The 25,010-nt window shown below is 57.6% G+C and carries 19 protein-coding genes; 17 read left to right on the forward strand and 2 right to left on the reverse strand.

Annotated elements, in window-relative coordinates; genetic code table 11:
- Positions 1 to 35: 35 nt before the first annotated feature.
- From gltB to pbp4b, 4 genes are read left to right on the forward strand one after another with little or no spacing between them, the layout of a single operon-like run.
- The gene (gltB, locus tag CPA42_RS06070) at positions 36 to 4,553 is read left to right on the forward strand and encodes a glutamate synthase large subunit (protein ID WP_002516603.1); all 4,518 of its coding nucleotides are present in this window, start codon (positions 36 to 38) and stop codon (positions 4,551 to 4,553) included.
- Positions 4,546 to 6,018 carry a glutamate synthase subunit beta gene (locus CPA42_RS06075; RefSeq protein WP_002516576.1) on the forward strand — a complete coding sequence of 491 codons (1,473 nt, stop codon included), beginning with the start codon at positions 4,546 to 4,548 and terminating at the stop codon, positions 6,016 to 6,018. The genes gltB and CPA42_RS06075 overlap by 8 nt, the downstream gene beginning before the upstream one ends.
- 36 nt (positions 6,019 to 6,054) lie before the next feature.
- The gene (locus CPA42_RS06080; protein ID WP_002516580.1) at positions 6,055 to 6,384 is read left to right on the forward strand and encodes a hypothetical protein; all 330 of its coding nucleotides are present in this window, start codon (positions 6,055 to 6,057) and stop codon (positions 6,382 to 6,384) included.
- 9 nt (positions 6,385 to 6,393) lie between these two features.
- Positions 6,394 to 8,583, forward strand: coding sequence for a penicillin binding protein PBP4B (gene pbp4b, locus CPA42_RS06085; RefSeq protein WP_023031329.1), 2,190 nt, complete (start codon positions 6,394 to 6,396; stop codon positions 8,581 to 8,583).
- 98 nt (positions 8,584 to 8,681) lie between these two features.
- On the opposite strand, the gene CPA42_RS06090 is transcribed toward pbp4b, so the two are convergent.
- Entirely contained in the window at positions 8,682 to 9,329 is a 648-nt protein-coding gene (locus CPA42_RS06090) for an HdeD family acid-resistance protein (protein ID WP_002516601.1), read from the reverse strand.
- 9 nt (positions 9,330 to 9,338) lie between these two features.
- Complete coding sequence (locus CPA42_RS06095; protein ID WP_002518961.1) at positions 9,339 to 10,220, reverse strand: MurR/RpiR family transcriptional regulator; 882 nt, start codon at positions 10,218 to 10,220, stop codon at positions 9,339 to 9,341.
- 116 nt (positions 10,221 to 10,336) lie between these two features.
- Here CPA42_RS06095 and murQ point away from each other — a divergent pair, with 116 nt between their 5' ends.
- From murQ to hisD, 13 genes are all read left to right on the forward strand, one after another.
- Positions 10,337 to 11,251 (forward strand): N-acetylmuramic acid 6-phosphate etherase, encoded by a 915-nt coding sequence (gene murQ / locus CPA42_RS06100; protein ID WP_002516618.1) that lies wholly within the window; start codon positions 10,337 to 10,339, stop codon positions 11,249 to 11,251.
- Positions 11,229 to 12,788 carry a PTS transporter subunit EIIC gene (locus tag CPA42_RS06105; RefSeq protein WP_002518960.1) on the forward strand — a complete coding sequence of 520 codons (1,560 nt, stop codon included), beginning with the start codon at positions 11,229 to 11,231 and terminating at the stop codon, positions 12,786 to 12,788. Before murQ ends, CPA42_RS06105 begins: the two co-directional genes overlap by 23 nt.
- A gap of 3 nt (positions 12,789 to 12,791) precedes the next feature.
- Entirely contained in the window at positions 12,792 to 13,238 is a 447-nt protein-coding gene (locus tag CPA42_RS06110) for a hypothetical protein (protein WP_002518959.1), read from the forward strand.
- On the forward strand, positions 13,198 to 14,163 hold the full coding sequence (locus CPA42_RS06115; protein ID WP_002520522.1) for an N-acetylglucosamine kinase: 966 nt from the start codon (positions 13,198 to 13,200) through the stop codon (positions 14,161 to 14,163). The genes CPA42_RS06110 and CPA42_RS06115 overlap by 41 nt, the downstream gene beginning before the upstream one ends.
- Positions 14,160 to 15,170: a hypothetical protein gene (locus tag CPA42_RS06120; protein WP_002518957.1), complete on the forward strand. Its 1,011-nt coding sequence runs from the start codon at positions 14,160 to 14,162 to the stop codon at positions 15,168 to 15,170. The genes CPA42_RS06115 and CPA42_RS06120 overlap by 4 nt, the downstream gene beginning before the upstream one ends.
- Positions 15,167 to 16,597, forward strand: a complete 1,431-nt coding sequence (locus CPA42_RS06125) for a glycoside hydrolase family 1 protein (RefSeq protein WP_024513560.1) — start codon at positions 15,167 to 15,169, stop codon at positions 16,595 to 16,597. Before CPA42_RS06120 ends, CPA42_RS06125 begins: the two co-directional genes overlap by 4 nt.
- Positions 16,598 to 16,624: 27 nt before the next feature.
- Positions 16,625 to 16,936 carry a PTS sugar transporter subunit IIB gene (locus CPA42_RS06130; protein ID WP_002516586.1) on the forward strand — a complete coding sequence of 104 codons (312 nt, stop codon included), beginning with the start codon at positions 16,625 to 16,627 and terminating at the stop codon, positions 16,934 to 16,936.
- Positions 16,933 to 18,210 carry a PTS sugar transporter subunit IIC gene (locus tag CPA42_RS06135; RefSeq protein ID WP_002518954.1) on the forward strand — a complete coding sequence of 426 codons (1,278 nt, stop codon included), beginning with the start codon at positions 16,933 to 16,935 and terminating at the stop codon, positions 18,208 to 18,210. Before CPA42_RS06130 ends, CPA42_RS06135 begins: the two co-directional genes overlap by 4 nt.
- Positions 18,207 to 18,572, forward strand: coding sequence for a PTS lactose/cellobiose transporter subunit IIA (locus CPA42_RS06140; RefSeq protein WP_002518953.1), 366 nt, complete (start codon positions 18,207 to 18,209; stop codon positions 18,570 to 18,572). Before CPA42_RS06135 ends, CPA42_RS06140 begins: the two co-directional genes overlap by 4 nt.
- A 699-nt stretch (positions 18,573 to 19,271) precedes the next feature.
- A complete protein-coding gene (locus CPA42_RS06145; protein WP_002516581.1) occupies positions 19,272 to 19,475 on the forward strand; it encodes a hypothetical protein in 204 nt (67 codons plus the stop codon).
- Between the two features lie 61 nt (positions 19,476 to 19,536).
- Positions 19,537 to 23,109: a DNA polymerase III subunit alpha gene (gene dnaE, locus CPA42_RS06150; RefSeq protein ID WP_002516578.1), complete on the forward strand. Its 3,573-nt coding sequence runs from the start codon at positions 19,537 to 19,539 to the stop codon at positions 23,107 to 23,109.
- 20 nt (positions 23,110 to 23,129) lie between these two features.
- Positions 23,130 to 23,660 carry a hypothetical protein gene (locus CPA42_RS06155; protein ID WP_002518952.1) on the forward strand — a complete coding sequence of 177 codons (531 nt, stop codon included), beginning with the start codon at positions 23,130 to 23,132 and terminating at the stop codon, positions 23,658 to 23,660.
- A 4-nt stretch (positions 23,661 to 23,664) separates the two neighbouring features.
- A complete protein-coding gene (hisD, locus tag CPA42_RS06160) occupies positions 23,665 to 24,984 on the forward strand; it encodes a histidinol dehydrogenase (protein WP_002517847.1) in 1,320 nt (439 codons plus the stop codon).
- Positions 24,985 to 25,010: the final 26 nt, after the last annotated feature.

Consider the following 25,010-nt stretch of genomic DNA (forward strand, 5'->3'; position numbering starts at 1 on the left):
CGTGGCCCACCCAGCCTCCGTCGAAAGGACCACCGATGATCTTCGGCCACCACCCCCGACAGGGCCTTTATGATCCCCAATTCGAGCACGATGCTTGCGGGGTGGCCTTCGTGGCCACCATGACTGGGGTGGCTAGCCATAAGATCGTGGAGCAGGGTCTTGAGGCACTGCGTAACTTGGATCACCGTGGTGCCACTGGAGCCGACCCAGCCGCGGGGGATGGCGCCGGCATCCTCGTCCAGGTCCCTGACGCCTTCCTGCGGAGGACCACCGGAATCCGGCTGCCTGAGCCCGGATCCTATGCCGTCGGTCTAGCCTTCATGCCTGTTGACGAGGCTCAGCGTGCTCGCGCCAGGGCTGCCATTGAACTCATCGCTGCTGATGAGGGCATCAAGGTGTTGGGTTGGCGTGAAGTTCCTGTGCATACCCATACTCTCTCCGAAATCTCGCTGGGTACTATGCCCCATTTTGAACACCTACTGATACGCGCTCGCGATGGTCGTGTTGGCATGGACCTGGAACATTTAGCGTTCGTGCTGCGGCGGCGTGCCCAGCATGAAGCTGGGGTGTACTTTGCTTCGCTCTCTTCGCGCACGCTCGTCTACAAGGGCATGCTGACGACTCATCAACTCGAGGAGGTCTTCCCCGAACTCCATGACACAGATCTATCTAGCGCTGTCGCGCTGGTCCATTCGCGGTTCTCGACCAACACCTTCCCTTCATGGGAGCTGGCCCATCCGTACCGCCTTATTGCTCACAACGGCGAAATCAACACAGTGCGCGGTAACCGTAGCTGGATGCAGGCTCGCGAAGCTCTGCTTCAGTCCGACCTCATTCCGGGCGATCTAGCCCGTCTCTACCCGATCTGCACCCCGTCTGGTTCGGACTCCGCCTCCTTTGACGAAGTTCTAGAGCTACTTCACCTGGGTGGACGCTCCTTGCCCCACGCCGTTCTTATGATGATCCCGGAGGCATGGCAAGAGAACACCGAGATGTCTCAGGAACTGCGCGACTTCTACGAGTTCCACTCTTTCCTCATGGAACCATGGGATGGTCCGGCTTGTGTCATTTTTACTGACGGTAACCAGATTGGTGCGGTGCTGGACCGCAACGGTCTGCGCCCGGCGCGCTACTGGGTGACCGACGACGGCCTTGTTGTCTTTGCCTCCGAGTCGGGGGTGCTTGACTTGCCGGACGCCCATGTCGTCGAGAAAGGACGACTTAAGCCAGGGCGGATGTTCCTGGTCGACCTGACAGAGCATCGGGTTGTTGACGATCTTGAGATTAAGGCTCGACTGGCCTCTGCTAAGCCTTATGGGGAATGGCTTGACCAGGGCCGCATCGACCTCGACGACCTGCCAGAGCGAACTCACATCATTCACTCTCACGCGTCGGTGACGCGGCGTCAACAGCTTTTCGGATATACCTCTGAGGAGCTCAAGATGCTTGTCGCCCCCATGGCAAACCAGGGGATCGAGGCTACTGGAGCGATGGGAACCGACACCCCGCTGGCCGTGCTATCTAACCGTCCGCGGATGCTCTGGGACTATTTCAGTCAGCTTTTCGCTCAGGTAACCAATCCGCCCTTGGACGCTATTCGCGAGGAGCTTGTCACCTCCCTGACGGGCACCATCGGCCCGGAAGCGAACCTGCTTGAGCCTGGCCCGGAATCATGTCGGCAGGTGGTCGTCAACTACCCGATCGTCGATTCCGACCAGCTTGCCAAGATCATTCACATCGACGCTGACGGGGAGCATCCGGATCGCAAAACCCACGTGGTGAGGGGCCTCTTTGTTGTCGAAGAGGGTGGCGAGGGCTTGCGTCGGCGTATCGAGGAGATTCGTGCCGAAGTTTCTGAGGCCATTGCTGAGGGGACTACCATCATTGTGCTCTCGGACCGCCACGCCACTCGCGAGCTGGCGCCGATCCCGTCCCTGCTCCTCACCTCAGCTATCCACCACCACCTGGTGAGGGAGAAGACCCGTACCCGGGCCGGACTCGTCGTCGAGGCTGGTGACGTTCGCGAAGTGCACCACGTCGCCCTCCTCATGGGTTATGGTGCCTCGGCTGTTAACCCGTATTTGCTCTTCGAGTCAGCCGAGGACATGGCCCGGCGCGAGGTGTGGGTGTCTACTGACCCTGAAACTGCTATCCATAACGTTTACAAGGCTCTTGGCAAGGGCGTCCTTAAGACGATGAGCAAGATGGGTGTATCCACTATCTCGTCGTATACCGGAGCCCAGATCTTCGAGGCTACCGGGTTATCGCAGGAACTCATTGATGAGTACTTCACCGGAACGACGAGTCGCATCGCGGGGGTCGGCCTGACCGAGATCGCTCAAGAGATTCTGGCTCGTCACCTCAGCGCGTATCCGGAGACAGGGGTGCGTCTGGCCCACCGTACCCTCAAACCTGGCGGCCACTACCAGTGGCGTCGGGAGGGGGAGCAGCATCTCGTCGATCCCGAGTCGATATTCCGGCTGCAGTTGGCTGCGCGTACCAATGACTACGAGCAATTCCGTCGCTACACCGACCATATCAACGACAACTCAACCAGGCTTATGACCCTGCGGTCCCTGTTAGAGTTCCGTCACGATCGTCCAGCAGTGCCGCTCGCGGAAGTCGAGCCAGCCAACGAGATCGTCAAGAGATTTTCCACAGGTGCGATGAGCTACGGCTCGATTTCCATAGAGGCGCACCAAACCTTGGCCATCGCGATGAACCGGATTGGAGGCAAATCGAATACCGGAGAGGGTGGCGAGGATCCTGAGCGTCTCTACGATCCAGAACGTCGTTCGGCTATCAAGCAAGTGGCATCGGGACGATTCGGCGTAACCAGCGAGTACCTGGTCAACGCCGACGACATCCAGATCAAAATGGCTCAGGGAGCCAAACCGGGCGAGGGTGGTCAGCTCCCCGGCTCGAAGGTCTATCCGTGGGTAGCTAAAACTCGTCACTCGACCCCAGGCGTCGGACTCATCTCTCCGCCCCCGCACCACGACATCTACTCCATCGAGGACCTCAAGCAGCTCATTCATGACCTCAAGTGCGTTAACCCTCGGGCTCGGATCCACGTCAAACTAGTGGCCGAGACCGGTGTTGGCACTGTTGCTGCCGGCGTTTCGAAGGCTAAGGCCGACGTTGTACTTATCTCGGGCCATGACGGTGGAACCGGTGCGGCTCCGCTAACCTCGATCAAGCATGCTGGTGGGCCCTGGGAACTAGGCCTGGCCGAGGCTCAACAGACCTTGCTGCTTAATGGTCTTCGTGACCGCATCGTGGTGCAGTGTGACGGTCAGCTCAAGACCGGACGCGACGTCGTCGTAGCTGCCTTGCTTGGCGCCGAAGAGTTTGGGTTCGCAACTACCGCGCTCATTGTCGAGGGATGCGTCATAATGCGTAAGTGCCATACCGACACCTGCCCGGTAGGTGTGGCTACTCAGAATCCGGAATTGCGTGAGAAATTCGCCGGTGATCCCGACCACGTCGTCAACTTCATGATGATGATGGCTGAGCAGACTCGCGAAATTCTCGCTGAGCTCGGATTCCGCTCCATTGACGAGGCTGTTGGCCATGTTGAGGCACTGGATACCCGCAAGGCCATCACGCACTGGAAGGCTAGGGGTCTTGACCTGTCGCCGATTTTGCATCAGGTGGACCTTCCCCACGGCTCCCCGCTGCGTCACGTTCGCGATCAGGATCATGACCTCGAGACAAGTCTCGATATGAAGCTCATCGACATGTGTACTGAGGCTTTGACTAATGGCACCCCCGTCCGTCAGGAGGTCAGCATTCGCAATGTCGACCGCACCGTGGGAACTATGTTGGGTAGCCGTGTGACGGTTGCCACCCAAGGCAAGGGTCTTCCTGATAACACCATCGACCTCACCTTCACCGGTACTGCTGGACAGAGTTTCGGCGCCTTCGTGCCACGGGGCATGACGATGAGGCTCATCGGTGACGCCAACGATTATGTCGGTAAGGGGCTCTCCGGCGGTCGGGTGATCGTCGCTCCACCGCTCAAAACGCCGTTTCAACCACGTGACCAGATCGTTGCTGGAAACGTCGTCGGTTACGGTGCCACCTCCGGTGAAATCCTGTTGTGTGGTCAAGCGGGCGAAAGATTCTGTGTGCGAAACTCGGGAGTCACTGCCGTTGTGGAGGGAGTTGGCGATCACGGTTGTGAATACATGACCGGGGGAGAAGTGCTGGTGCTTGGCGCTATCGGGCGGAACTTTGCTGCTGGCATGTCTGGCGGGATGGCTTGGGTGCGCAACCTCGACGTCAGCCGCCTCAATGCAGATATGGTCGACGCCCTCCCGATGGAACAAGCCGATGTTGATCGGGTTACCGAGCTGCTGGAGCTGCACCAGACCGAGACTGGGTCCACCCTCGCCGGGGAGATTCTGGCACAAGGGGCTGGCGGAATTCGTGAGTCCTTTATGAAAGTGCTGCCGCGCGACTACGCCACGATGATGAAGGCCATGGTCGACGCTGAGGAGCACGGCCTGGACGAGAACGAGACGACGTTCATGGAGGTGTCTCATGGCTGATCTGCACGGCTTTATGAATGTGACTCGACAGGAGGCGGAGCGTCGTCCAGTCGAAGAGCGCGTCCAGGACTGGAAAGAGGTCTACCCAGGCGGACCTGGTCACGCTCTGCTGCCCATCATTACAGACCAAGCGAGCCGGTGCATGGACTGTGGTGTGCCCTTCTGCCATACCGGCTGTCCGTTGGGTAATCTCATCCCTGACTGGAACGACCTCATCTGGCGAGACGAATGGCGCGAGGCTCTCAGCTGTTTGCAGACCACCAACAACTTTCCAGAGTTCACCGGTCGATTGTGCCCCGCTCCATGCGAGACGGCGTGTGTCGAAGGGCTTAACCGCGTCCCGGTAACGATTAAGAACGTTGAGGTTGCCATCATTGATAAGGCCTGGGAAGACCGCCGCGTCATTCCAGTGGTGCCTGAGTGGCATTCACTCAAGACGGCTGCAGTGGTCGGATCTGGCCCCGCAGGACTGGCAACCGCCCAGCAGCTCACCCGTGCTGGGCATACGGTCGTCGTCTACGAGCGTGACGACGCCATCGGCGGGTTGCTGCGTTATGGCATTCCGGATTTTAAGATGGAAAAGTCGGTTCTCGACCGTCGGATTAAGCAGATGGCGTTGGAGGGTACCGTCTTCAAGACGAATACTGAGATCGGCGTCGATATCACTGGCGAGCAGCTACGCGAGCGGTTTGACGCCGTCGTCTTGGCTACTGGTGCCACCGTTCCACGCATGCTGGATGCTCCAGGTATTGGGCTCGACGGGGTCTGTTATGCCATGGAGTATCTCACTCAGCAAAACCGCGTCGTGGCGGGGGCAGAGGTGCTTGATCAGATCCGCGCCGACGGTAAGCACGTCGTCATCATCGGTGGCGGAGACACTGCCAACGACTGTGTAGGCACCGCAGTGCGTCAGGGCGCGGCCTCAATTACCCAGCTGCAGTACAACCCGGAGCCGCCCAAGGACCGATCGGCTAACTATCCCTGGCCCACTTATCCGCTCATTTTACGGGTCTCCAGCTCCAATGAAGAGGGCGGACAGCGGGTGTACTCGACCAACACCGTCGAGATCGTCAGTAATGACCGGGGCCACGTCAAGGCAGTTCGGGTGGTCTCAGGCCATCGCGATGAGAACCGGGTGTTTATTGCGGACGAGGGCAGCGAACATGATCTGCCGGCCGACCTAGTGATCTTTGCGATGGGATTCGCTCATCCGGAGTATGACGGTGTTGTTGCCGAGCTGGGGCTGGAACTTGACGGACGGGGCAATATTATCAGAAATGATGCGTATGAGACTAATGTGCCGGGGGTTTTCGCCTGTGGTGACGCTGGCCGCGGGCAGTCCCTCGTGGTGTGGGCCATCGCGGAGGGACGCGCAGCTGCTCACGGTGTTGATGCGTATCTCAAAGGATCACCGTCGGTGCTACCGAAGCCGGTAAAACCGTCGGATCGTCAGATGACGGTGTAGTCCCGAGGTGATCTCTTAGGCTCGACAGGAGGCGCCGTGCAGGAGGAAACTGCTGGGGTGAACGGTAACGAGGAGGAGCTCGACTCGATGATTCGCCACGCCAAAGCGCTGACGTGGGTGTGCGTGGCACTGTTTGTGGTACTCGATGTCATCGGTCTTACGGCACCTAGCCAGAGTGATCCACGATTCGTCCTGGGCGCCTTTGGTGGGGCCGCGTCCTTCTTGGGCATCATTGGTGCGGGTGTCTGGTGGGCCTCCTTGGCCTCCCAGCGGAGGGCTCGTGTCTTGGATGACCGTCTCGATTGTGAACTCGACATCGAAGACGATGCCAGGGGCAATGACCGGCGTGAGCCGCCGGCTGTCTAGTCTGTCGCCATGATCGACGATATCCGACGCAGAACCGTACTGGGTGCTTCAATGACAGCGATTGTCACTGCACCGCTGGCAGACCGGACATTACGAGCGTTCGGATCTGACACTCGGGGCCTGACGATTCACCTCGTAGGTGCCCCGACAACGAGCCGGGTGGAAGTGCGAGGTCTCGACGGTCGCATCCGTCGATTCTCTACCCGTCCGGAGGCCTTGTCGCGGGTTGCTATCGTGAGCGTCCCGTCACGCAGGTTCGCGGTGCGCATGGATTCAGGACGCTGGCGGTGGCTAGTCAGAGGTGATGCTGACCAAGTGTGGATCATGCGTGACGGCGACCATGAGGATCCCGCCACCTATCGCACTGCCCTCCCGGTCCCGTCCGAAGGCGTGCGAGTGATGTCCGGGCGGTGTTGGATCAGCGTCGACTGGTTGGCGAGGGCCGCCGGTTGGCCTCTGTCGAGGGGGGCAGTTCCATTCGATGGACTGTCTAGTGTTCCGTCTGACCTGCTGACGGTGCGACGCGGTGGCGACGTCGAGACCTTCGACACTCGCCGCAATCTTCATGCCCGCAACTTCGAGGAGAAGTTCTTCCACGACGAGCCCAACCTCATGATCCAGCCAGTCGATGGGATGGTCGTTGGTGGACAGTACTGGCTTACCGCCGGTGTCGTGCGGCGGCTGTGGGATGTCAGGTTGGTTAGGGTCGGCCGTCAACTTATCGCCTTGGAACGGATGCATGTTGGATTTGATGTGCTTGGCACCAGCCGCGACGTCGGCGCTCTGGGATTTGATCAGTCTAAGTTGGCCAGAGTCGGCTCTTGGATCGACGATCAGGTCAAGGCCGGGTTTTCCGGAACGAGTGTGCTGGTCTGCCGTCATGGCCAGATTGCCTGGCGTCATCATGCCGGTCAGGCCCTCAAGTACTCCACCGAGGTCATTGACCACACGGTGCACAAGGCGCGACTGCTACCCCCTGCCAAACAGGTTCCCGTGACGGCTACGACTCGTTTCGATATCGCCTCGAATACCAAAATGTATGCGGTCAACCTGGCTTTGCAGATGCTTGTGGGGCAGGGGCGGATCGACCTGTCGCGTCAGGTGTGTACCTTTCCCGGCTGGGAGGCTTTCCGGGACGAGTCGACGGTCTACACCGGCTCGTGGACGGTCGGGGGCCCCGGCGGTATCAAAAGCCCATTCACTGGCAAGAAGACCATCCGACTGGTCGACCTCATGCATCATCGAGGTGGGCTCGTTCCGGATCCGCAATATCCCAACGCGACAGTGGCAGGCGAGTTATACCTGCAGAACCTCGACGACATCTCGAACCGTACTGACGTGATCGACCGGATCTGCCGTACACCTCTCATGTATGCACCGCACACCGAGAGGGCGTACAGCGACGTCGACTACATGATCCTTGGCCTGATCGTCGAGCAGGTCGTCGGTAAACGCCTCGACGAATACCTCCAAGAGGGCGTTTACCGTCGCCTGGGGCTCGAGCGGACTGGATTCCGGCCACTTGACATCAGGACACCCCCCGACCTCATTGCTGCGACCGAGCTGAACGGTAACACCCGGGACGGTAATGTCGGCTTCGGCACTCGTCCTGACGGCAGCCCGGTGTTCATCCGTACCCAGACTATTCGTGGGCAGGTTCAGGACGAGAAAGCCTTCTACACCATGTCTGGGGTGTCGGGGCATGCGGGGCTTTTCTCCACCGCTGACGATCTGGGGGTGCTGCTGCAGTTGATGTCCAACGAGGGCATGTACCAGGGCCGAGAGTACTTCCCCGCCGATGTGCAGCGTCGGTTTCTCACCCCTGATGGTGATAGCGCGACTTACGGGTTGGGTTGGAGAACGAACGGCTACTACTACTTCCATGGCGGGCCAAGTAAGGCAGCCTTCGGGCATACCGGCTGGACCGGGACAATCACAATGGTCGATCCGATACGTGACATCCAGATCGTGCTGTTGACTAATATGCGTCACAGCCCGGTCGTTGAGCCACCGAACGAGTTTGCTGCTGGGGCCTTCCCGCTTGCGCATTATGTGGGGCTCATCTCTCGAGTGTATTCGGCATTGGCTGAGGACGGGAGAGTGACCGACGTTGATGCACCGTTACTCGAACGTGCCGCTTCTTCACCAACCAGCTCACATCGGTTTCGTGTTGTTCCCCGTCGTCGCAGTAGTCGATAGACCATCTTCTTGGATACGGGAGCATGACTCCGGACGTGACTGCAGCCCCTAGCAATGAGGCCGGAGCAACAGTGGTGCAATTACTGTGTATCAGATCATCACTTCAGCTCGGGATGGGCTGAAGTGTCAGGGCTGTCAACCACGTCGCCTTCAATGATGGTGTTGTGGGGGTTGCGACGCATCGCCAGCGAGATAGAGCTTGTGATCTTGCGGATTCCTACGGCAATGGCAAGGTTAGCAACGCCATAGAGCAGTACCCCGAGCGCTAGCAGCCAGCTCATGGCCACTACGCCGAATCCAGGATGAACGAGGATGACGATGCCCAGGACGAATAGACTGATGCCACCCCCAAACATCCAGCCCCAGGCTTTCTGCGTGACGAGTCTCAAGGGCAGGGCGAAACTGGTAGCAAACACGCCCAGGAGCACCAGCCACACTCCCATGAAGATGGCAATGACGTGCAAGGAGAATCCAGGATGAAGGATGAGGATCACGCCGATGATGATGCCGATGATGCCCCAGCCCTTCATGAATCCGGTGCCGGCCATGCCATGGAGGGCCTGGGCATTGACAAGGGTCATGACGGAGTCGATGATGGCGTAGATACCGACGATGATCACAAGAGCAGTCATCGTCTGGCGGGACCAGAGCAGGGCCACCACTGCGGCAACGATTGCGAGGATCCCCTTGGTGAACGGAATCCACCAGATCGACTTCCAGGTCTTGCTGAGGGTCTGTGACGACATGCGTTAAGTCTACGTGAGGGACTTTCTGTGCGTGCTTACCGCGGTTCGCGTACTACTCAGGAGGGTCTCGAGGTCATCCATGCACAGCTGGGCGACGCGCGCGAAAAGAAAGTCCACAACGGCTAGCTGTGCCATCCGACTGGACATCGCACCTGCGCGAACCTGCGTTTCGCGTGCTGAAGTGACGAGGACGTGGTCGGCAAGCCGTCCGACGGGAGAGTCGGGTAGGCCTGTCATAGCGACAGTAGTAGCGCCGTGCTTTTGCGCCACGGTGAGAGCCTCAACGACTTCTTGGGTGTTACCGCTAAAAGAGATTCCTAAGGCTACGCAGGGACGTTTACACAATGCGGCATGAACAAGCTGCATATGGGTGTCTTGATGATGCTGGCAGACAAGGCCAATGCGTTCCAGTTTCTCAGATAGGTCGCTTGCGACAAGACCGCTGGATCCGACCCCGAAAAGCGCAGTCCGCGGGGCGATCGAGATAGCGCTGGCGACAGCCTCAAGCTCGTCGGCGTCAACGGTCCGCGCAGTATTCTCAATCGTGCGAGCCTCATGGAACGCGATCTTCGTGATCATTTGGGTTAGAGAGTCGTCGAGAGTAATAGTGCCTTCAGCCACTGAGGACCTCTCTAGCTCGAGGGTGCGTCGAGATAAGTCGCGCGCAAGCTCGGTGCGAAGCTCCCGATAACCACTCATCCCAAGGGCTCGGCAAAAGCGCACGACAGTCGCGGGGGATACGCCGGCAGCCTCAGCAAGTTGGCTCGTTGAAGCAGCGAGTGTCCAGTCGGGCTTGGCCAGTATGACGGCGGCAACCTGGGCCTCTGCAGGACGCATGGTCGTTCTGGCCATATCGATCCGAGGCAGCAGGCTGTCATCCATGTGAAACATCCTTCCATTAAAGTTGGATTTTGTGTACAATCATTTCACGCCGTGGGGACGGCGCGTTTCGTGGTGTGTCATCGCAGACATGGAACCACAAAGTCTCGATTCGGGGAGGAGATTCCATGGACAGCCTGACGAATCTTGCAACGACTGAGGGAAGGAACCCGGCCAGCGAAGAACTCGACCAGTTGCCGACCCTCGACGTGCTCCGCCTCATGAATGACGAGGATCACCGCGTTCCGGATGCTATCGCTTCTCAACTTTCAGCCATCGCTGCCGTCGTGGAGGCTGCAGTAAAGGGTCTGTCGGCCGGAGGCCGTTTGATCTATGCCGGTGCCGGAACGAGTGGGCGTCTAGGGGTCCTCGATGCGGCGGAATGCCCACCGACGTTTAGCACCAACCCCACGATGGTCGTCGGCCTCATCGCAGGTGGACAGCAGGCGATGTTTCAGGCCGTGGAGGGAGCTGAAGACGATGCGGATCGTGGCGCTGAGGAGTTGAACATGCTTCAGCCTGGGCCCCACGACGTCGTCGTCGGTCTGGCAGCCTCAGGACGAACTCCTTGGGTTCTAGGTGTGGTGCGCGCTGCGAAGCGAGCTGGGGCAGTGACGGCTTCAGTATGTTGCAACCATCGTGCGGTCATCAGCAGCGAAGTAGACCTTCCGGTGGAAATCGACGCTGGCCCTGAGGTTCTCACGGGATCGACCCGCCTTAAAGCAGGGACCGCGCAGAAGCTGGTCCTCAACATGATCTCCACGGCAACCATGGTCGGCCTAGGTAAAACATATGGCAACCTTATGGTTGACGTCTCTCCGAGCAACGAGAAGCTACGGCAGCGGGCCATGTCCATTGTCATGGCTGCCACGGGATGCTCCTGTGATGATGCCATCACGGCGTTGCACGAGGCTGGCGGACATGCCAAGACGGCCATTGTCATGGTGCTGTTGGGGATGACTGCGACTCAAGCTCGAGCCCGACTGGCTGAAGCGGGCGGCGTAGTCCGGGTAGCCGTCGATGAGAACCACCTTCGCCTGTGAATCTTCCAGGGAGGAAGTCATGGACTATCACTTACTTGCACGAGAAATACTCGATCTTGTTGGAGGGCCCGACAATATCGCGTCTTTTACCAATTGCATGACGCGGCTGCGTCTCAACCTCATCCGGCCCGAGACTGCTGATGCTGAGGCCATCAATGGGCTGGCCGGGGTCCTTGGAGTCGTCGAGGGTAAGGAGCTGCAAGTCGTCGTTGGGCCTGGTCACGCGGAAAGATTACGGTCAGCATTCGGTGAGGTCATGGGGTCGGTGGATTATACTCCTGCCACCGACACAGACGCGACGACTCAAGTCACGCCGCCTGGCACCGCAAAGCGAGGTGTGGACTCTGCAGTGGTCGAAACAGAGCCGAGTTCAGTCCTGGAAGGTGATACAGATATAGCCGTTCGCACCAAGAAGATGGTCCGAGGCACGCAAACATCTCGGGTTCAAGCGATGTTCCGTCACATCGGGAACATTTTCGTCCCGATCATCCCAGGGTTCATTGCCTGTGGGCTAGTGACCGCCATCTGCGGGATTTGGAAGACAATTGACCCCACGGTTGCCGATGACGGGTGGTTCCTGGTTTTAGTTGGTCTGGGAGGGATCGTTATTGCCTCGCTCAACTTCATCGTCGGCCACAACACAGCTCAAGAATGTGGTGGCAGCCCGGTGCTAGGCCTCATCGCGGGCGGGGTTCCATATATGCCCGCTCTGGCGGGTACGGCAGCAACCGACAAGACGGCAGCTATCCCGCTGACGATCCCAATATTCGGGAAGCTTCAACCCGGACTGGGAGGTGTCATCGGCGTCATGATCACCGCCTGGCTGTTCACCGTCATCGAAAGGCGGTTGAGAAAGGTCGTCCCGGCGGCTATCGAACTTTTTCTTGTGCCGGCTGTAACTTTGCTCCTCGGCGCCGCAGCGTCAATCTTTGTGATCATGCCGTTGTCATCTTTGCTGATGAAGGGCCTCACATGGCTGCTCGTCGACTTCGCCCTTGCTAAAGGTGGAATCATCGGCGGATTTATCCTCGCAACCTTCTTCTTGCCTATGGTGATGTTGGGCATTCATCAGGGACTCACGCCAATTCATGCTCAACTCATCGCTAATCATGGTTTTACCGAACTATTACCCATTCTTGCGATGGCTGGCGCGGCTCAGGTGGGAATGGCTATTGCCGTTCTTATGAAAACCAGGAATCCGAAACTGCGATCTGTGATTAAGAGCGCGCTACCAATTGGCATCCTTGGTGTGGGCGAACCCCTCATTTACGGGGTCTCGTTACCGTTACTGTACCCCTTCCTCACCGCGTGTCTTGGTGGCGGTTTCGGAGGTGCCTTTATAGCGTGGGGGACGCAGAACTGCGGAACGTTTGGCTCCCAGGCCTTTGGCCTGTCGGGCTTACTCATGGCACCGGTGATTTCGGCCGGCAAGTGGGGCTGGTATCTCGGTGGCTGGCTCATTTCAGTAATCATGGGAGCTGTGCTCACTTACCTGTTCGGTTTCAAGGATTCCATGGCCGAACGCATTATGGACTGATCGATGATGCGGTCCGTATATCTGACCAACGAGAGTTGTGGGCTGGTTGCTCGCCAGGCTGCTTCGCACAGCAAGGTCATATTCGCCTCGCTACAGGTGCCTGAAACCGAGTACGCGAAATCCTTCACTCTGGTCGCTCTGAAGCGCGTCGGATGTCGTACTTCCTGCCCGCGTCCTGGCGCTGAAATCACCAGTAGGTGGCGTGTGGAACGACCGCGATTGTTCACAGATCGCGGTCTTCTGGTGGCTTTTATTCTCGCAGAGATGGGACTGCGAGCTCCGCTACGTCGTGGCTTACCGAATTTAGAGTACGAGCGGTATGGCAACGCGTGGATCATCGTATTGCACCGTACGGGAGCGGCGGTGACTTTGACGGAAGAAGAGCTGCCCAATGAGACCCGTTCCTGTGATGACGAGAAAGAGCAGGATTATGTGTTTCTTGGGAGTTGACATTGGCGGAACGAGTGTGAGATCCCTCGTTACCGATGCGGGCGGGAAAATACTGGGTTATCAGCGTATTGCACGCGTCAGTCACGAATCTTTGTGGCAGGCTATCAATGACTGTCTAGGCACGGTGTTGGCTCAATCTTCGGTTGTGCATGTGGAAGCCGCTGTCGTCGGAGCCGCAGGCGCGGGTCCGACTGGGAATCACGACGTCTGTCAGAGTGTCGAGAAGGCATTTCGCGCCGTCGGCCTAGATGTCACCCCTCAGGTGGTGACCGACATTGAGATTGCCTACTGGTCTGCCGCAGTTTTGGGGGATGGTTCGATTCTCGTGGCAGGTACTGGTGCGATAGCCGGTCGCTTCTCGGAATGGCGCTGTGTCGATCGCCGAGATGGAGCTGGGTGGTTGCTGGGGGATCATGGCTCCGGCTATTGGATTGGGAGAAAAGCCTTGCGAGCTGCGGCGGCGGACCTTGATCGTCGTGGCCCGAGCACCACTATCACGCGTGGGGTTGTTGAGGCTCTTGGATTGCCTCGTGGATGTACCGTTCAGGGTCTCATTGGCAAGACGAAGGAGCTTCGACCGGCAGACGTCGCAAGCTTTGCTCAAATCGTATTGTCCGCTCAAGACGACAAGATCGCGTCGATCATCCTGGCTGATGCGGCATCGGAGCTGGTGACGACCGTGAAGAGTGTTGGTGCTGAGCACGTCATCCTGGCAGGAGGCTTGCTTGCGCCGAACACAAGCCACAATCACCAACGACCTAACACGTTGCGGGCAATGATGGAGGACTCGCTGGGTGAGTGCCCATATGCGAGCCACCCGGTCGTCGGGGCATGCTGGGCGGCCGGGCGCTTACGAGGTGTCGAGCTGCACAAAGTCGATCTGATGAATGCATTAGAGGTTCGTTCGGATTCCAGGAGACGATGACAATGAATACTGACAGGTTAATCACTCGCAGGACCGTAATGTCGGCAACGTGCGTCGCGACGGTGGCCGCGATGATGAGTCCTGCTCCCACAGCAGAGGCTAAGACCGACCTAGGAAGGCCGAGGGTCATGTGGCAGCAGTGTGTTGAGCGCGCGTTACAGTGCTTTCCTACTGGCGGCGGCTACCACACCGGCAGAAATATTCCGCCTGGCTTTCGACAAACCGCGTGGACAGGATTGGACCGTGCGGTTCGGGTCACGGCGACTGGCGTTTGCGTGGACCCTTACCTTGCGACACCGTCGTTTTGCTCCTCAGCCACCTATCTTTTGCTGCTCAAGAGCCTTGAACTATACGAGAAAACCTGCGGCGTCATGCCGCCCAGGAAGGAGTGGGAATACCTGAAGCCTTACACGGTGGACCACAGGCCCTACCCGATCCAGAACGATGGCGTCGGAGCGTGGGGGCGTGCAAATGCCAACGGACCGGGCATGGCTGAACTGGCCCATGAATTGAAAATTGGTACCAACCTGTACATCGGTACTACGGGCGAATATGCGAACCTCGCGGATCGCAACGAGATGTTCGCGAGTATCCGCAGGTACGACTTCATGAAAATATTTTGGAATGACGAAATCGGAAAGGATGAACGTGGCCACATGGTGGTTGTCTTAGGGCGGTCGAGTCACAGTAACCGTTCCAGGCATAGGGTGGGAACTGTGCGCTATTGGTCATCCAATGGATCGCACACCGACATCAATGGTGGTTATGGAATTAAGTGTGTCTCCGAAGACAAGATTCATCGCGCTGTCGTAACGCGAGTCGACCGACCTTGGAACGTGTGGAACACCGAGGTGATGGGCCCCACCGACGTCTGTGCGCCGTTGGCAGAAATTGCTGCCGACAGGAATATGACTCCGGACGAGTTGAAGCAGTTGGTCGAGGCTAAGAGTTGTTGGCCTAGACGGTTTAGCGGATCGCAAGGCGCTCATGGGAGGTACGTGAGATGAAGCGCATTCTGTGGGGTGGGGCTACCGCGGCCAGTCAATATGAAGGCGGGTTCTACGACGGAAAGGGAATGGACACCCAAGACTGTCGTCGATGGATTCCGCGGCTATCGAATGATACGATACAAACTCGTCTCCTCACCGAGGCTGATATTCGAAACGCAAAGAATTCTCGTTCTGACGACTGCCGGTTCCCGTTCCGTATGGGATCGCGGGGTTACGAATACTGGGAATCAGACTTACACTACATTACCAGTCTTGGCCTAGATGTATATCGTCTTTCGATTAGCTGGGTCCGTCTATTTCCCACTGGTTTCGAGGACCAGCCCAATCCGGAAGGGGTGATGTACTATGACCGGATTATTCGCACCCTTGCACATGCTGGAATTAAAGTCTTCATCACGATCAATCACTATGCGATGCCGATTGCGATCGTTGACAAGTACGGAGGTTGGCGACATCGTGACGTCATCGATCTGTATCTTAAGATGGCGAAATTTGTCGTCGATCGCTGGCAAGAAAATGTAGACTATTGGCTTCCTGTAAACGAGATTAATTCCGGGTATTTCAGTCCTTATAATGGACTCGGAATAATAGGAACCATCGATTACTCCTATGATTATCGGTCAATCTTTAATGGTCTTCATTACCAAATGATAGCAAGCGCCCTCATAACAAAATACGGTCGCGATATCGGAGCACGAGGAAAGTTCGTGTGCATGGTGAGCTGTTTCGATTACTATGCGCTCCATCCCACACCTGAGGACAACATGAAGCTCGTTCACGACGAGCAGATCAATCAGTGGTGGTGTGCAGATGTACTAGCAACAGGTGAATACGGGTATTACACAGAGAAGTTCTTGGCCGACCATGGGGTAGTACTCGACATCACGGACAAGGACCGTGGCATACTCAGGTCGAATACCTGTGACATCGTGTCATTTTCGTACTATTCATCGTCGATTTGTAGTGTAGACGAAAAACGTGAACAAGTCCCTGGAAACCTGGTACCAACATTGAGAAACGCTAGTTTGGAAGCTACCGAGTGGGGATGGCAGATAGACCCCATGGGTTTGAGGATTACGGCTCACAAGGTTTACGACCGGTACCGGAAGCCCATAATGGTTGCTGAGAATGGATTGGGTGCGCGGGATAATGTCGACTCTGATGGGCGTATCCACGATAATTATAGAATATCATATCTCGAGCGCCATATGGAACAGGCTGAGCTTGCCGTGCGGGAGGGTGTAGATATAGAAGCATATTTCGTTTGGGGCATCATTGACATCCTCAGTGCCGGTAGTTGCGAAATGGAGAAAAGGTACGGTGTCGTCTATGTCGACGCAGACAACGAAGGGCGGGGAACTTATAAACGGTTGCCGAAAGATAGTTTCTATTGGTATCGCGACTTCATCGCCTCTCATAGGTGATTGATACACAATCAAGGAGGATTGGTCATGTCTAATGTTTTACTGGTTTGCTCTGGTGGTATGTCGAGTGCGATCGTTCTCAAGGATTTGGAGAAGGAATTCCAGAAGCTGGGTGAGCCGCTCCGGGCTAAGGCTGTCGGGTCAGGGCAGGCGCAGGACGAAATATCGGCAGGGGAATGGGATCTCGTTTTGGTCGCTCCCCAGGTGCGAAATAGATTGAAGACTTTTCAACAGTACGCCGATCGACATGGGATCCCGATTTGCGCGATTCCTCCGATTGCCTACGGTCCGCTTGGCGGTTCAGAACTGGTAAAGACTGTCAAAGAACATCTCGGGTGATCGCCATGGAGAAGTTCTTTAACTTCTTGGATAGGAGAGTGGCTGGCCCGATGTCGATGATATCGGAGCAGCGACATATCCGGGCTATTCGCGACGGTGTAATTTCCGCTATCCCCTTCATCATCGCTGGCAGCTTAATTCTTATTATAGCAGCTCCGCCGGTCCCTGAAACGTCGGGATTTGCCATGTGGGCGAAGGACCATGCGGAACAGATTCTCATTCCATATCGTATGACGTTCGGCATCATGTCCCTATATGTATGCTTCGGAGTCGGTTCAAGTCTTGCTCGTAGTTATGATCTTAGTGGCCTTGCTGGTGGCCAACTTGGTGTCGCTGCATTTCTACTTAGCCTGACCCCAAAGACACTTGGAGGTGGAATCTATGTGGCGCTTGAAAGTCTAGGCTCAAAAGGGCTATTCCCTGCGATGATCTTAGCGCTGCTGGCCGTTGAAGTGATGCGCATCTGTTATAAGCATAACCTGACATTCAGGATGCCCGAACAGGTTCCTGAGTCCGTCAGCCGATCTTTTGGCGCGGTCGTTCCGGCCTTCATTATCATGGGTGTTATGACCCTTATATCTGTGGTTTTTAAGATCGACGTCGTCGATGTTGTTCAGCAGGGTCTGTCACCTCTAGTTAAAGCTGGCGATTCGTTACCGGGAGTATTAGTACCGGCTTTCTTAGTCGTATTTTTATGGTTCTTCGGGATCAGCGGAGATTCGGTAGTTGGATCGGTTGCCCGGCCGGTGTGGTTACAGTATCTGAGCGACAACGCTGACGCCGTGGCTTCCGGTGTCCCGGCTCCTCACATCGCACCGGAAACGTTCTTTCAGTGGTTCGTCTCCATTGGTGGCTCTGGGGCGACTATTGGTCTAGTTATTGCCGGGTTTTTAGTTGGGAGAGCAAGGTATACCAAGTCAATCATGCGAGCGGTCGCGGTTCCTGCGCTATTCAATATTAGTGAGCCGATCATGTTCGGTCTCCCGGTCATGATGAATCCGTTTTTTATTATACCCTTCCTCCTCGCGCCGTTGGTGCTATGCGTGGTAACTTGGTTTGCGTTCAGTTGGGGTTTTGTCACGTACATGGCTGTTCAGCCGCCGTGGACGTTGCCCGCTCCAATAGGCGCATTCTTGACGACAGGTGGCGACTGGCGTGCTATCGTTCTGTGCCTTGTAAATATATTAATCTCTACTGTCATCTATTATCCATTCATGAGGATGTATGACAGGGATCAACTCAAAAAAGAACGATGCGAAGAAGGTGGAGCATGACTTCACAGTGTGGGAGTGACAGCCCGGATGGTGGGGCGGTGATGTCAGAGATCGAAACTGCCATTTTTACCATCATCACGAGTGCTGGTGAGGCGCGTGCGTCGCTGTATCAGGCTCTTGACAAAGCTCGGGCTGGTGAGATGGCTGAGAGTGAACAATGCATGATTGAGGCGGACACACAGTTGAAGAAGGCCCATGATGTGCAGACCGAGCTCATCACGCGTGATCTCAACGGCTCGCTGCCGATGTCGCTTTTGCTCGTCCATGCCCAAGATCAGTTGATGACGACGATGTCAGAACAGTCTCTCATTGAACACATGATTGGGCTAATTCGAGACATAGGTATGAACGGAGGGAAGTGACTGCTCGATTATCATGAGTTTGGAAGGTGCGCTACTCGAGTGTTTTCGCGTGGTGCCCGGTATGCGGCAGGGTACAGATTGCTGTGGCGCGGTCCCATGAGGTGGGTGCGTCGATGTGAGGAGGGGCTACCGGGCGACGCGGCGCGCACTATGACTGCCTTCGTTTCGCCGTCCCGAGAGTCCCCGGGCCTTAGTAGCTTGCCTCAGTCCTTCATCCCGCGCGGGCCCCGATGTTCGCGTCCGGCCTGGTGACAGAACGATGTATCGGAAGCGGTGATCAACCGTGACGCGTGACGATTATCATCCGTCGGTCAAGGAACCGCAGCGCCCCGTCGGCCAGTCTCAGGTCGATGTCGCGATACTGCTACGAGCTGATAACACGGCTTTTCAGGTGTTTGCCCAACCTAAGGTTCGGCCTGCCCATCTCAGGTAGGTCAGAGTTAGTGTCAAAGTCGCCAGTTCGCCCATTCGGCTCCACGTCAAGAGCACGGCGCTGCTAATACCCGGACGCAATTCCGGTGATTAGCGGGTTGACGACCTCCCATAGGGTTAATCGCGCAATACGGGTCTCGCTGTCGGCTGCACGCGCTCGCTGGTTGGCCCCGAGTGCCGTGACTGCAATCACCCCAGACGCATGAAGGTGCTCAGTAGTCTGATAAGCGGCGACGAAGCCACGACACTGACTTTAGCTGCGACGTCGTGGGACAGTCTGTCGACCACTTGGCGCAGGTTTCCAACGACAAGTCACAACACCACGGCAACGGTGGTGCCAAGAAAGAATTGGCCTCGTCACGTTGCCCACGCGACAGCTTCACACATCGTCTCACCCACGTCGTACGTCAATACTTGGCGTTCGCACCAGGGGTGATTCGAGATGTCCTTGGTGCCGACTACTCTGTCTAGGTCAGCACGATCGCAAGGCACGATCCCAAGGGCTTGGGGTCGGAATGTGAAAGGAGGGCCTGTGGCCCGTTCCGACTTCGTCCACCTCCACACCCACACCGAATACTCGATGCTGGACGGCGCTGCCAGCAACGAGAAACTTTTCGCCGAGGTGGCACGTCAAGGGATGCCTGCGGTCGCGATGACCGACCACGGAAATATGTTCGGTGCCTACGAGTTCTTCCAGATTTCCAAGAAGTACGACGGGGACCAGAATCCTCTCATCAAGCCGATCATTGGTATCGAGGCGTACGTCGCTCCGAGCACCCGCAAGTCACGAGTACAGGAATTCTGGGGGACCTCTCGTGATGCAGGAGATCCGGATGCCGAGGGCGGCAAAGACGTCTCTGGCGGCGGTCGGTACACCCATATGACGATGTGGGCGAAGGATTCCGAAGGCCTGCACAACCTTTTCCGACTCTCGTCCTTGGCGTCCTATGAGGGCTACTACATGAAACCGCGTATGGATCGCGAGCTCATGGGCCAGTACTCCGGTGGCATCATCGCCTCGACCGGTTGCCCATCGGGTGAGGTGCAGACCCGGCTGCGCCTCGGCCAGTTTGAGGAAGCTTGCCAAGCTGCATCCGATTATCGGGACATCTTTGGCCGTGAAAACTACTTTTGTGAGTTGATGGACCACGGCGTCCCGATCGAAAAGCAGGTGAGGTCCGACCTGCTGAAGCTGGCCAAAAAACTAGACATTCCGTTGCTGGTCACCAACGACTCCCACTACGTCACTGAGGATCAGGCCGACGCCCACGACTCTTTGCTGTGTGTCGGTGTGGGCCGAAACAAAGACGATCCGAACCGGTTCCGGTTCAACGGTTCCGGCTACTACATCAAATCCTCGGAGCAGATGCGGGCGCTGTTCCCCGACCATCCGGAGGCCTGTGACAACACCTTGCTGCTGACCGAGATGATTGGCTCCTACGACGAGGTGTTTAAGTACGTCGACCGGATGCCGCAGTTCGATGTTCCTGAGGGGGAGACTCAGGAGTCCTGGCTGCGTAAGAAACTCCAGGAAGGACTCGACGAGAAATTCGGTCCGAACCCGCCCAAAGAGGTCCTAGAGCGTCTCGAGACCGAGCTGTCGGTCATCGAACCGCTGGGATTCTCCTCGTACTTCCTCGTTGTCTCCGATATTTGCAACGCGGCACGTTCGATGGGGGTACCGGTAGGGCCCGGACGTGGTTCAGCGGCTGGTTCCCTGGTCGCCTACCTGACCGGCATTATCGCGATCAACCCGCTAGAACACGGTCTACTGTTCGAGAGGTTCCTCAACCCGGAGCGCGTCAATCCACCCGATATCGACCTTGACTTCGACGATCGTCAGCGTGACAAGGTCATTGATTACGTCACGCACAAGTACGGGGCTGAGTACACCAGCCAGGTCAACACCTTCGGCAAGATTAAGGCGAAGGCCGCTGTCAAAGACGCTAACCGTATTCTCGGCTATCCCTTCGCCCTCGGCGACAAGATCACCAAGGCAATGCCCCCGGACGTGATGGGCAAGGGCGTTCCACTGGACAAGATCTTCGACTCCTCCCACGAGAGGTATGGCGAAGGCCAGGAGTTCCGTCAGCTGGTGGCAGATAACCCTGACGTAGCCAAGGTTGTTGAGACTGCCAAAGGCCTCGAGGGGCTGATTCGAGGCACCGGCGTGCACGCCTGCGCGTTCATCCTGTCGAGTACCCCACTGCTTGACCTCGTGCCGATGCACAAGCGCGATAAGGATGGCATGATCATTGCCGGCTTCGCGTACCCCCAGCTCGAGGAGATGGGGCTCATGAAGATGGACTTCCTGGGCCTGCGCAACCTCGGTATCATGGATCATTGCATCAAGATCATCAAGGCCAACCGGGGGATTGATGTCGATCTCAAAAGCATCGCCCTTGATGACAAGACAACCTACGAGATGCTGGCGCGCGGCGACACCCTAGGCGTCTTCCAGCTTGATGGCACGGCCATGAGGTCGTTGCTGCGGCTCATGGGTCCGACATGCTTCGACGACATTGTTGCCGTGCTAGCCCTGTATCGCCCGGGCCCTATGGGCGCTAATGCGCATATCTCTTATGCTCAGCGTAAGAACAACCGGGAACCGATCATTCCGATCCATCCCGAACTCAAGGAAGACCTCGACGAGATCCTTGCTCCCACGTACCACCTCATTGTGTACCAGGAGCAGATCATGTCGATCGCCCGAAAACTTGCCGGGTACACCCTGGGTGGCGCCGACCTGTTGCGCCGAGCGATGGGTAAGAAAAAGAAGCACATCCTGGAGGAAAACTTCATCCCCTTCCAGGCGGGTATGCGTGAACACGGTTACTCCGACGATGCCATCCAGACTTTGTGGGACGTCATGGTCCCCTTCGCTGGATACGCCTTTAACAAATCCCACGCTGCTGGCTATGGACTTGTCTCGTATTGGACGGCTTACCTCAAGGCCAACTACCCGGCTGAATACGGCGCTGCTCTGCTGACGAGCGTCGGTGACGATAAAGACAAGATGGCAATGTACCTAGCCGACATGCGCGCCCAGCACATCAACGTCCTTCCTCCCGACGTCAACGCATCCTCCCTTGAGTTCACCGCTGTCGGTGAGGACATTCGGTTCGGCCTGGGGGCCATCCGAAATGTCGGGGCCAATGCCGTAGCTGAGATTATTCGCGCCCGGGAGGAGAACGGTCCAGCCCCCGATTTCTTCACCTTCCTCGATCAGGTCAGCTTGACAGTATGCAATAAGAGACTCATCGAGTCCCTCATTAAGGCTGGCGCTTTCGACTCTATGGGTCACTCTCGACGTGGGCTCATGGCTGTCTACGGGCAGGCCGTCGACGCCGTCATCGACATCAAGCGCAACCAAGCCAACGGTCAAGACGATCTATTCGGCATGGGGGATGATTCCCAGCCCACTCAGATGGGGGTCGAGAGGGTCGTTCCCGACGACGATTGGGATCGCAGTACCAAACTCGCCTTCGAGCGCGAGATGCTCGGTCTCTATGTGTCGGACCACCCGCTGCGTGGGCTCGAGGCTGCTCTGGAGGCTGAATCAGATATTTCGGTGGCGGAACTCGTTAATCCTGAGGGCCATCACGAGGGCCGGTACACCGTGGTCGGCATGGTCACCCAGATCGTGCGGCGTACGACTAAGAACGGTGACATTTGGGCCTCAGTGACCCTGGAGGACCTTGATGCGTCCATCACCATCGCCTGTTTCCCAAAGGTTTATCAACGAGTGGAACCCTTGCTAGCGGTGGACAGCATCCTGAAGGTACGCGGCTTCGTCCGGGAACGCGATGAGACGGTTGAAATGTCGGCCAACGACATCTGGTTGCTTGATCTCACTGACGCTAGCAAGGCACCAATGACGATCGATATGCGTCGCGGACGCTGCACCCGTGGCACGCTCGAAGAGCTGCGCGGGGTGCTGCGCAACCATCCGGGTAGTTCCGAGGTGAGGTTGCGGCTCATTGACGGCAAAGTGACAACAACATTCCGGCTTGCCGACGAACTTAAGGTCACCCAAGGTCAGCCGCTCATGGCAGACCTCAAGGCTTTGCTTGGCCCGTCGTGCGTCCCGAGGAGGCAGCAGTGAACGAGATGACTCGTGCCCGTATGATTGCGATCTTGCGGCTGAGCCTGCTCGTGATCGCGATGGGGATCGTCCTTGGAGGACTGGCTGCTCCGCTATGGCACTCAATGGTGACCCTGCCGACGTACACCGTCGGCTCTGACGGTGCAGCTACGACGACGGAGAAGGGTCTCACCCAGGTCTTCTCAACTGACGCTACGTACTGTCTCATCGGTCTGGTCGTGGGACTCATCATCGGCTGTCTGAGCTGGGTTCTCATGCGGCGGCGGGGAGCCTGGGGTGTTTTAGCCGCTGGGATCTCGGCATGTCTGTCGGCTCTAGCGTGTTGGTGGGTGGGTGTTCTTATCGGCCCGGACTCTTTTGCCGAACGGATCGCTTCAGCTAAGTCTGGGGAGGTTATCCCCATCGATTTCGCTCTCCATACCTGGGTGGCAGTCCTGGTATGGCTGCTCGCTGCCATGGTGCCCATGCTCATCGCGTCCCTGCTGGCGGCCAGACGTGGCGCTTCGCGGACCGGACGCGCAAAGACGTCGACCGGGGCTTCATTAGACTAGCAATGTGCTGAGAATCGTCGATGTGACCAGTGAGACCACTGACGACCTGCGTTGCGCCGTGCCTCGCGCGGACTTCGATGTCGATGCCGCCATGGCGGCCGTCATCCCCGTCTGCTCTGCGGTGAGGGATCGTGGCGTTGAGGCGCTACGTGAGTACAGCGAGAAATTCGACCATGTGGTTCCCGAGCATCTGCGCGTTCCGGTCGAGGCTCTCGCCACGGCAGCTGCGAACCTCGACGGCACCTTGCGTCGGGCTTTCAGCGAATCTATTCGACGTCGTCGTCACGTATGTCAGGAAGCTGAGGTGGAGGCCTCTTCCCAACCGGTTGAGGTGGCAGGCGGCGCGCGGGTGAGCCAGCGCATCGTCCCGGTCGGGCGTGTAGGCCTTTACGTTCCGGGTGGGTTCGCTCCGCTGGCATCGTCGGTCATCATGAACGTCGTTCCTGCGCAGGAGGCCGGTGTTTCGTCTATCGCTGTAGCATCTCCGCCCCAGGCGGAGTTTGGTGGGTTGCCGCACCCGAGCATCTTGGCGCTGTGTCATCTACTGGGTGTCAATGAGGTCTACGCCGTCGGCGGTGCCCAGGCGATCGCCATGTTCGCTTACGGCGTTGAGGGCTCCGACGAGGCAGATTCCTGTCCGCGCGTCGACATGGTTACGGGTCCAGGCAACATCTACGTAGTCGCGGCAAAGCGCTGCCTGCGTGGCACCGTCGGCATCGATTCGGAGGCTGGGCCCACCGAAATCGCCATCCTGGCCGATAAGACTGCCGACCCGCGTCACATTGCTGCTGATCTTATGAGCCAGGCTGAGCATGACACGCTGGCTGCCGCAGTGCTTGTCACAGACTCGACCACACTGGCCGAAGCTGTGCAACGAGAACTTGCCCCGATGGTCAGTGCCACGTTACATTCCGAGCGCATTCGCACCTCGCTGACATCCAAGCAGTCGGCCATCGTCATGGTACGTGATATTGATCAGGGCCTCGAAGTGGTCAATGCGTATGCCGCCGAGCATCTCGAGATCCAGACGGCTGATGCTGCCGCAGTCGCTGCTCGGGTCCGGAACGCTGGCGCCATTTTCGTCGGCCCGTGGGCGCCTGTCTCTCTTGGGGACTACTCAGCCGGATCCACTCACGTCCTTCCCACGGCAGGAGCAGCCTGCCACTCGTCTGGTCTGTCGGTGCGTTCCTTCATGCGCGCCGTCCACGTCATCGATTACACCGAGGATGCCCTACTTGAGCTGGCCGATTCCGTTGAGGCTTTTGCCTTGGCGGAGAACTTGCCCGGCCATGCCAATGCCATCACTGTGAGGAGGTCACGTTGACTCAGCATCGACAGACCAGCCAGCCC

Origin of the sequence: Cutibacterium acnes, assembly GCF_003030305.1 — a bacterium.
Taxonomy (GTDB): domain Bacteria; phylum Actinomycetota; class Actinomycetes; order Propionibacteriales; family Propionibacteriaceae; genus Cutibacterium; species Cutibacterium acnes.

Coding starts and splice junctions, on each gene's coding strand:
- CPA42_RS06095 (WP_002518961.1), bottom strand. CDS start 10,220: ATGTTTCACATGGATGACAGCCTGCTGCCTCGGATCGATATGGCCAGA.
- CPA42_RS06130 (WP_002516586.1), top strand. CDS start 16,625: ATGTCTAATGTTTTACTGGTTTGCTCTGGTGGTATGTCGAGTGCGATC.
- CPA42_RS06075 (WP_002516576.1), top strand. CDS start 4,546: ATGGCTGATCTGCACGGCTTTATGAATGTGACTCGACAGGAGGCGGAG.
- CPA42_RS06110 (WP_002518959.1), top strand. CDS start 12,792: ATGATGCGGTCCGTATATCTGACCAACGAGAGTTGTGGGCTGGTTGCT.
- murQ (WP_002516618.1), top strand. CDS start 10,337: ATGGACAGCCTGACGAATCTTGCAACGACTGAGGGAAGGAACCCGGCC.
- gltB (WP_002516603.1), top strand. CDS start 36: ATGATCTTCGGCCACCACCCCCGACAGGGCCTTTATGATCCCCAATTC.
- CPA42_RS06140 (WP_002518953.1), top strand. CDS start 18,207: ATGACTTCACAGTGTGGGAGTGACAGCCCGGATGGTGGGGCGGTGATG.
- CPA42_RS06115 (WP_002520522.1), top strand. CDS start 13,198: ATGACGAGAAAGAGCAGGATTATGTGTTTCTTGGGAGTTGACATTGGC.
- pbp4b (WP_023031329.1), top strand. CDS start 6,394: ATGATCGACGATATCCGACGCAGAACCGTACTGGGTGCTTCAATGACA.
- CPA42_RS06090 (WP_002516601.1), bottom strand. CDS start 9,329: ATGTCGTCACAGACCCTCAGCAAGACCTGGAAGTCGATCTGGTGGATT.
- CPA42_RS06125 (WP_024513560.1), top strand. CDS start 15,167: ATGAAGCGCATTCTGTGGGGTGGGGCTACCGCGGCCAGTCAATATGAA.
- CPA42_RS06105 (WP_002518960.1), top strand. CDS start 11,229: ATGAGAACCACCTTCGCCTGTGAATCTTCCAGGGAGGAAGTCATGGAC.
- CPA42_RS06120 (WP_002518957.1), top strand. CDS start 14,160: ATGACAATGAATACTGACAGGTTAATCACTCGCAGGACCGTAATGTCG.
- CPA42_RS06155 (WP_002518952.1), top strand. CDS start 23,130: ATGATTGCGATCTTGCGGCTGAGCCTGCTCGTGATCGCGATGGGGATC.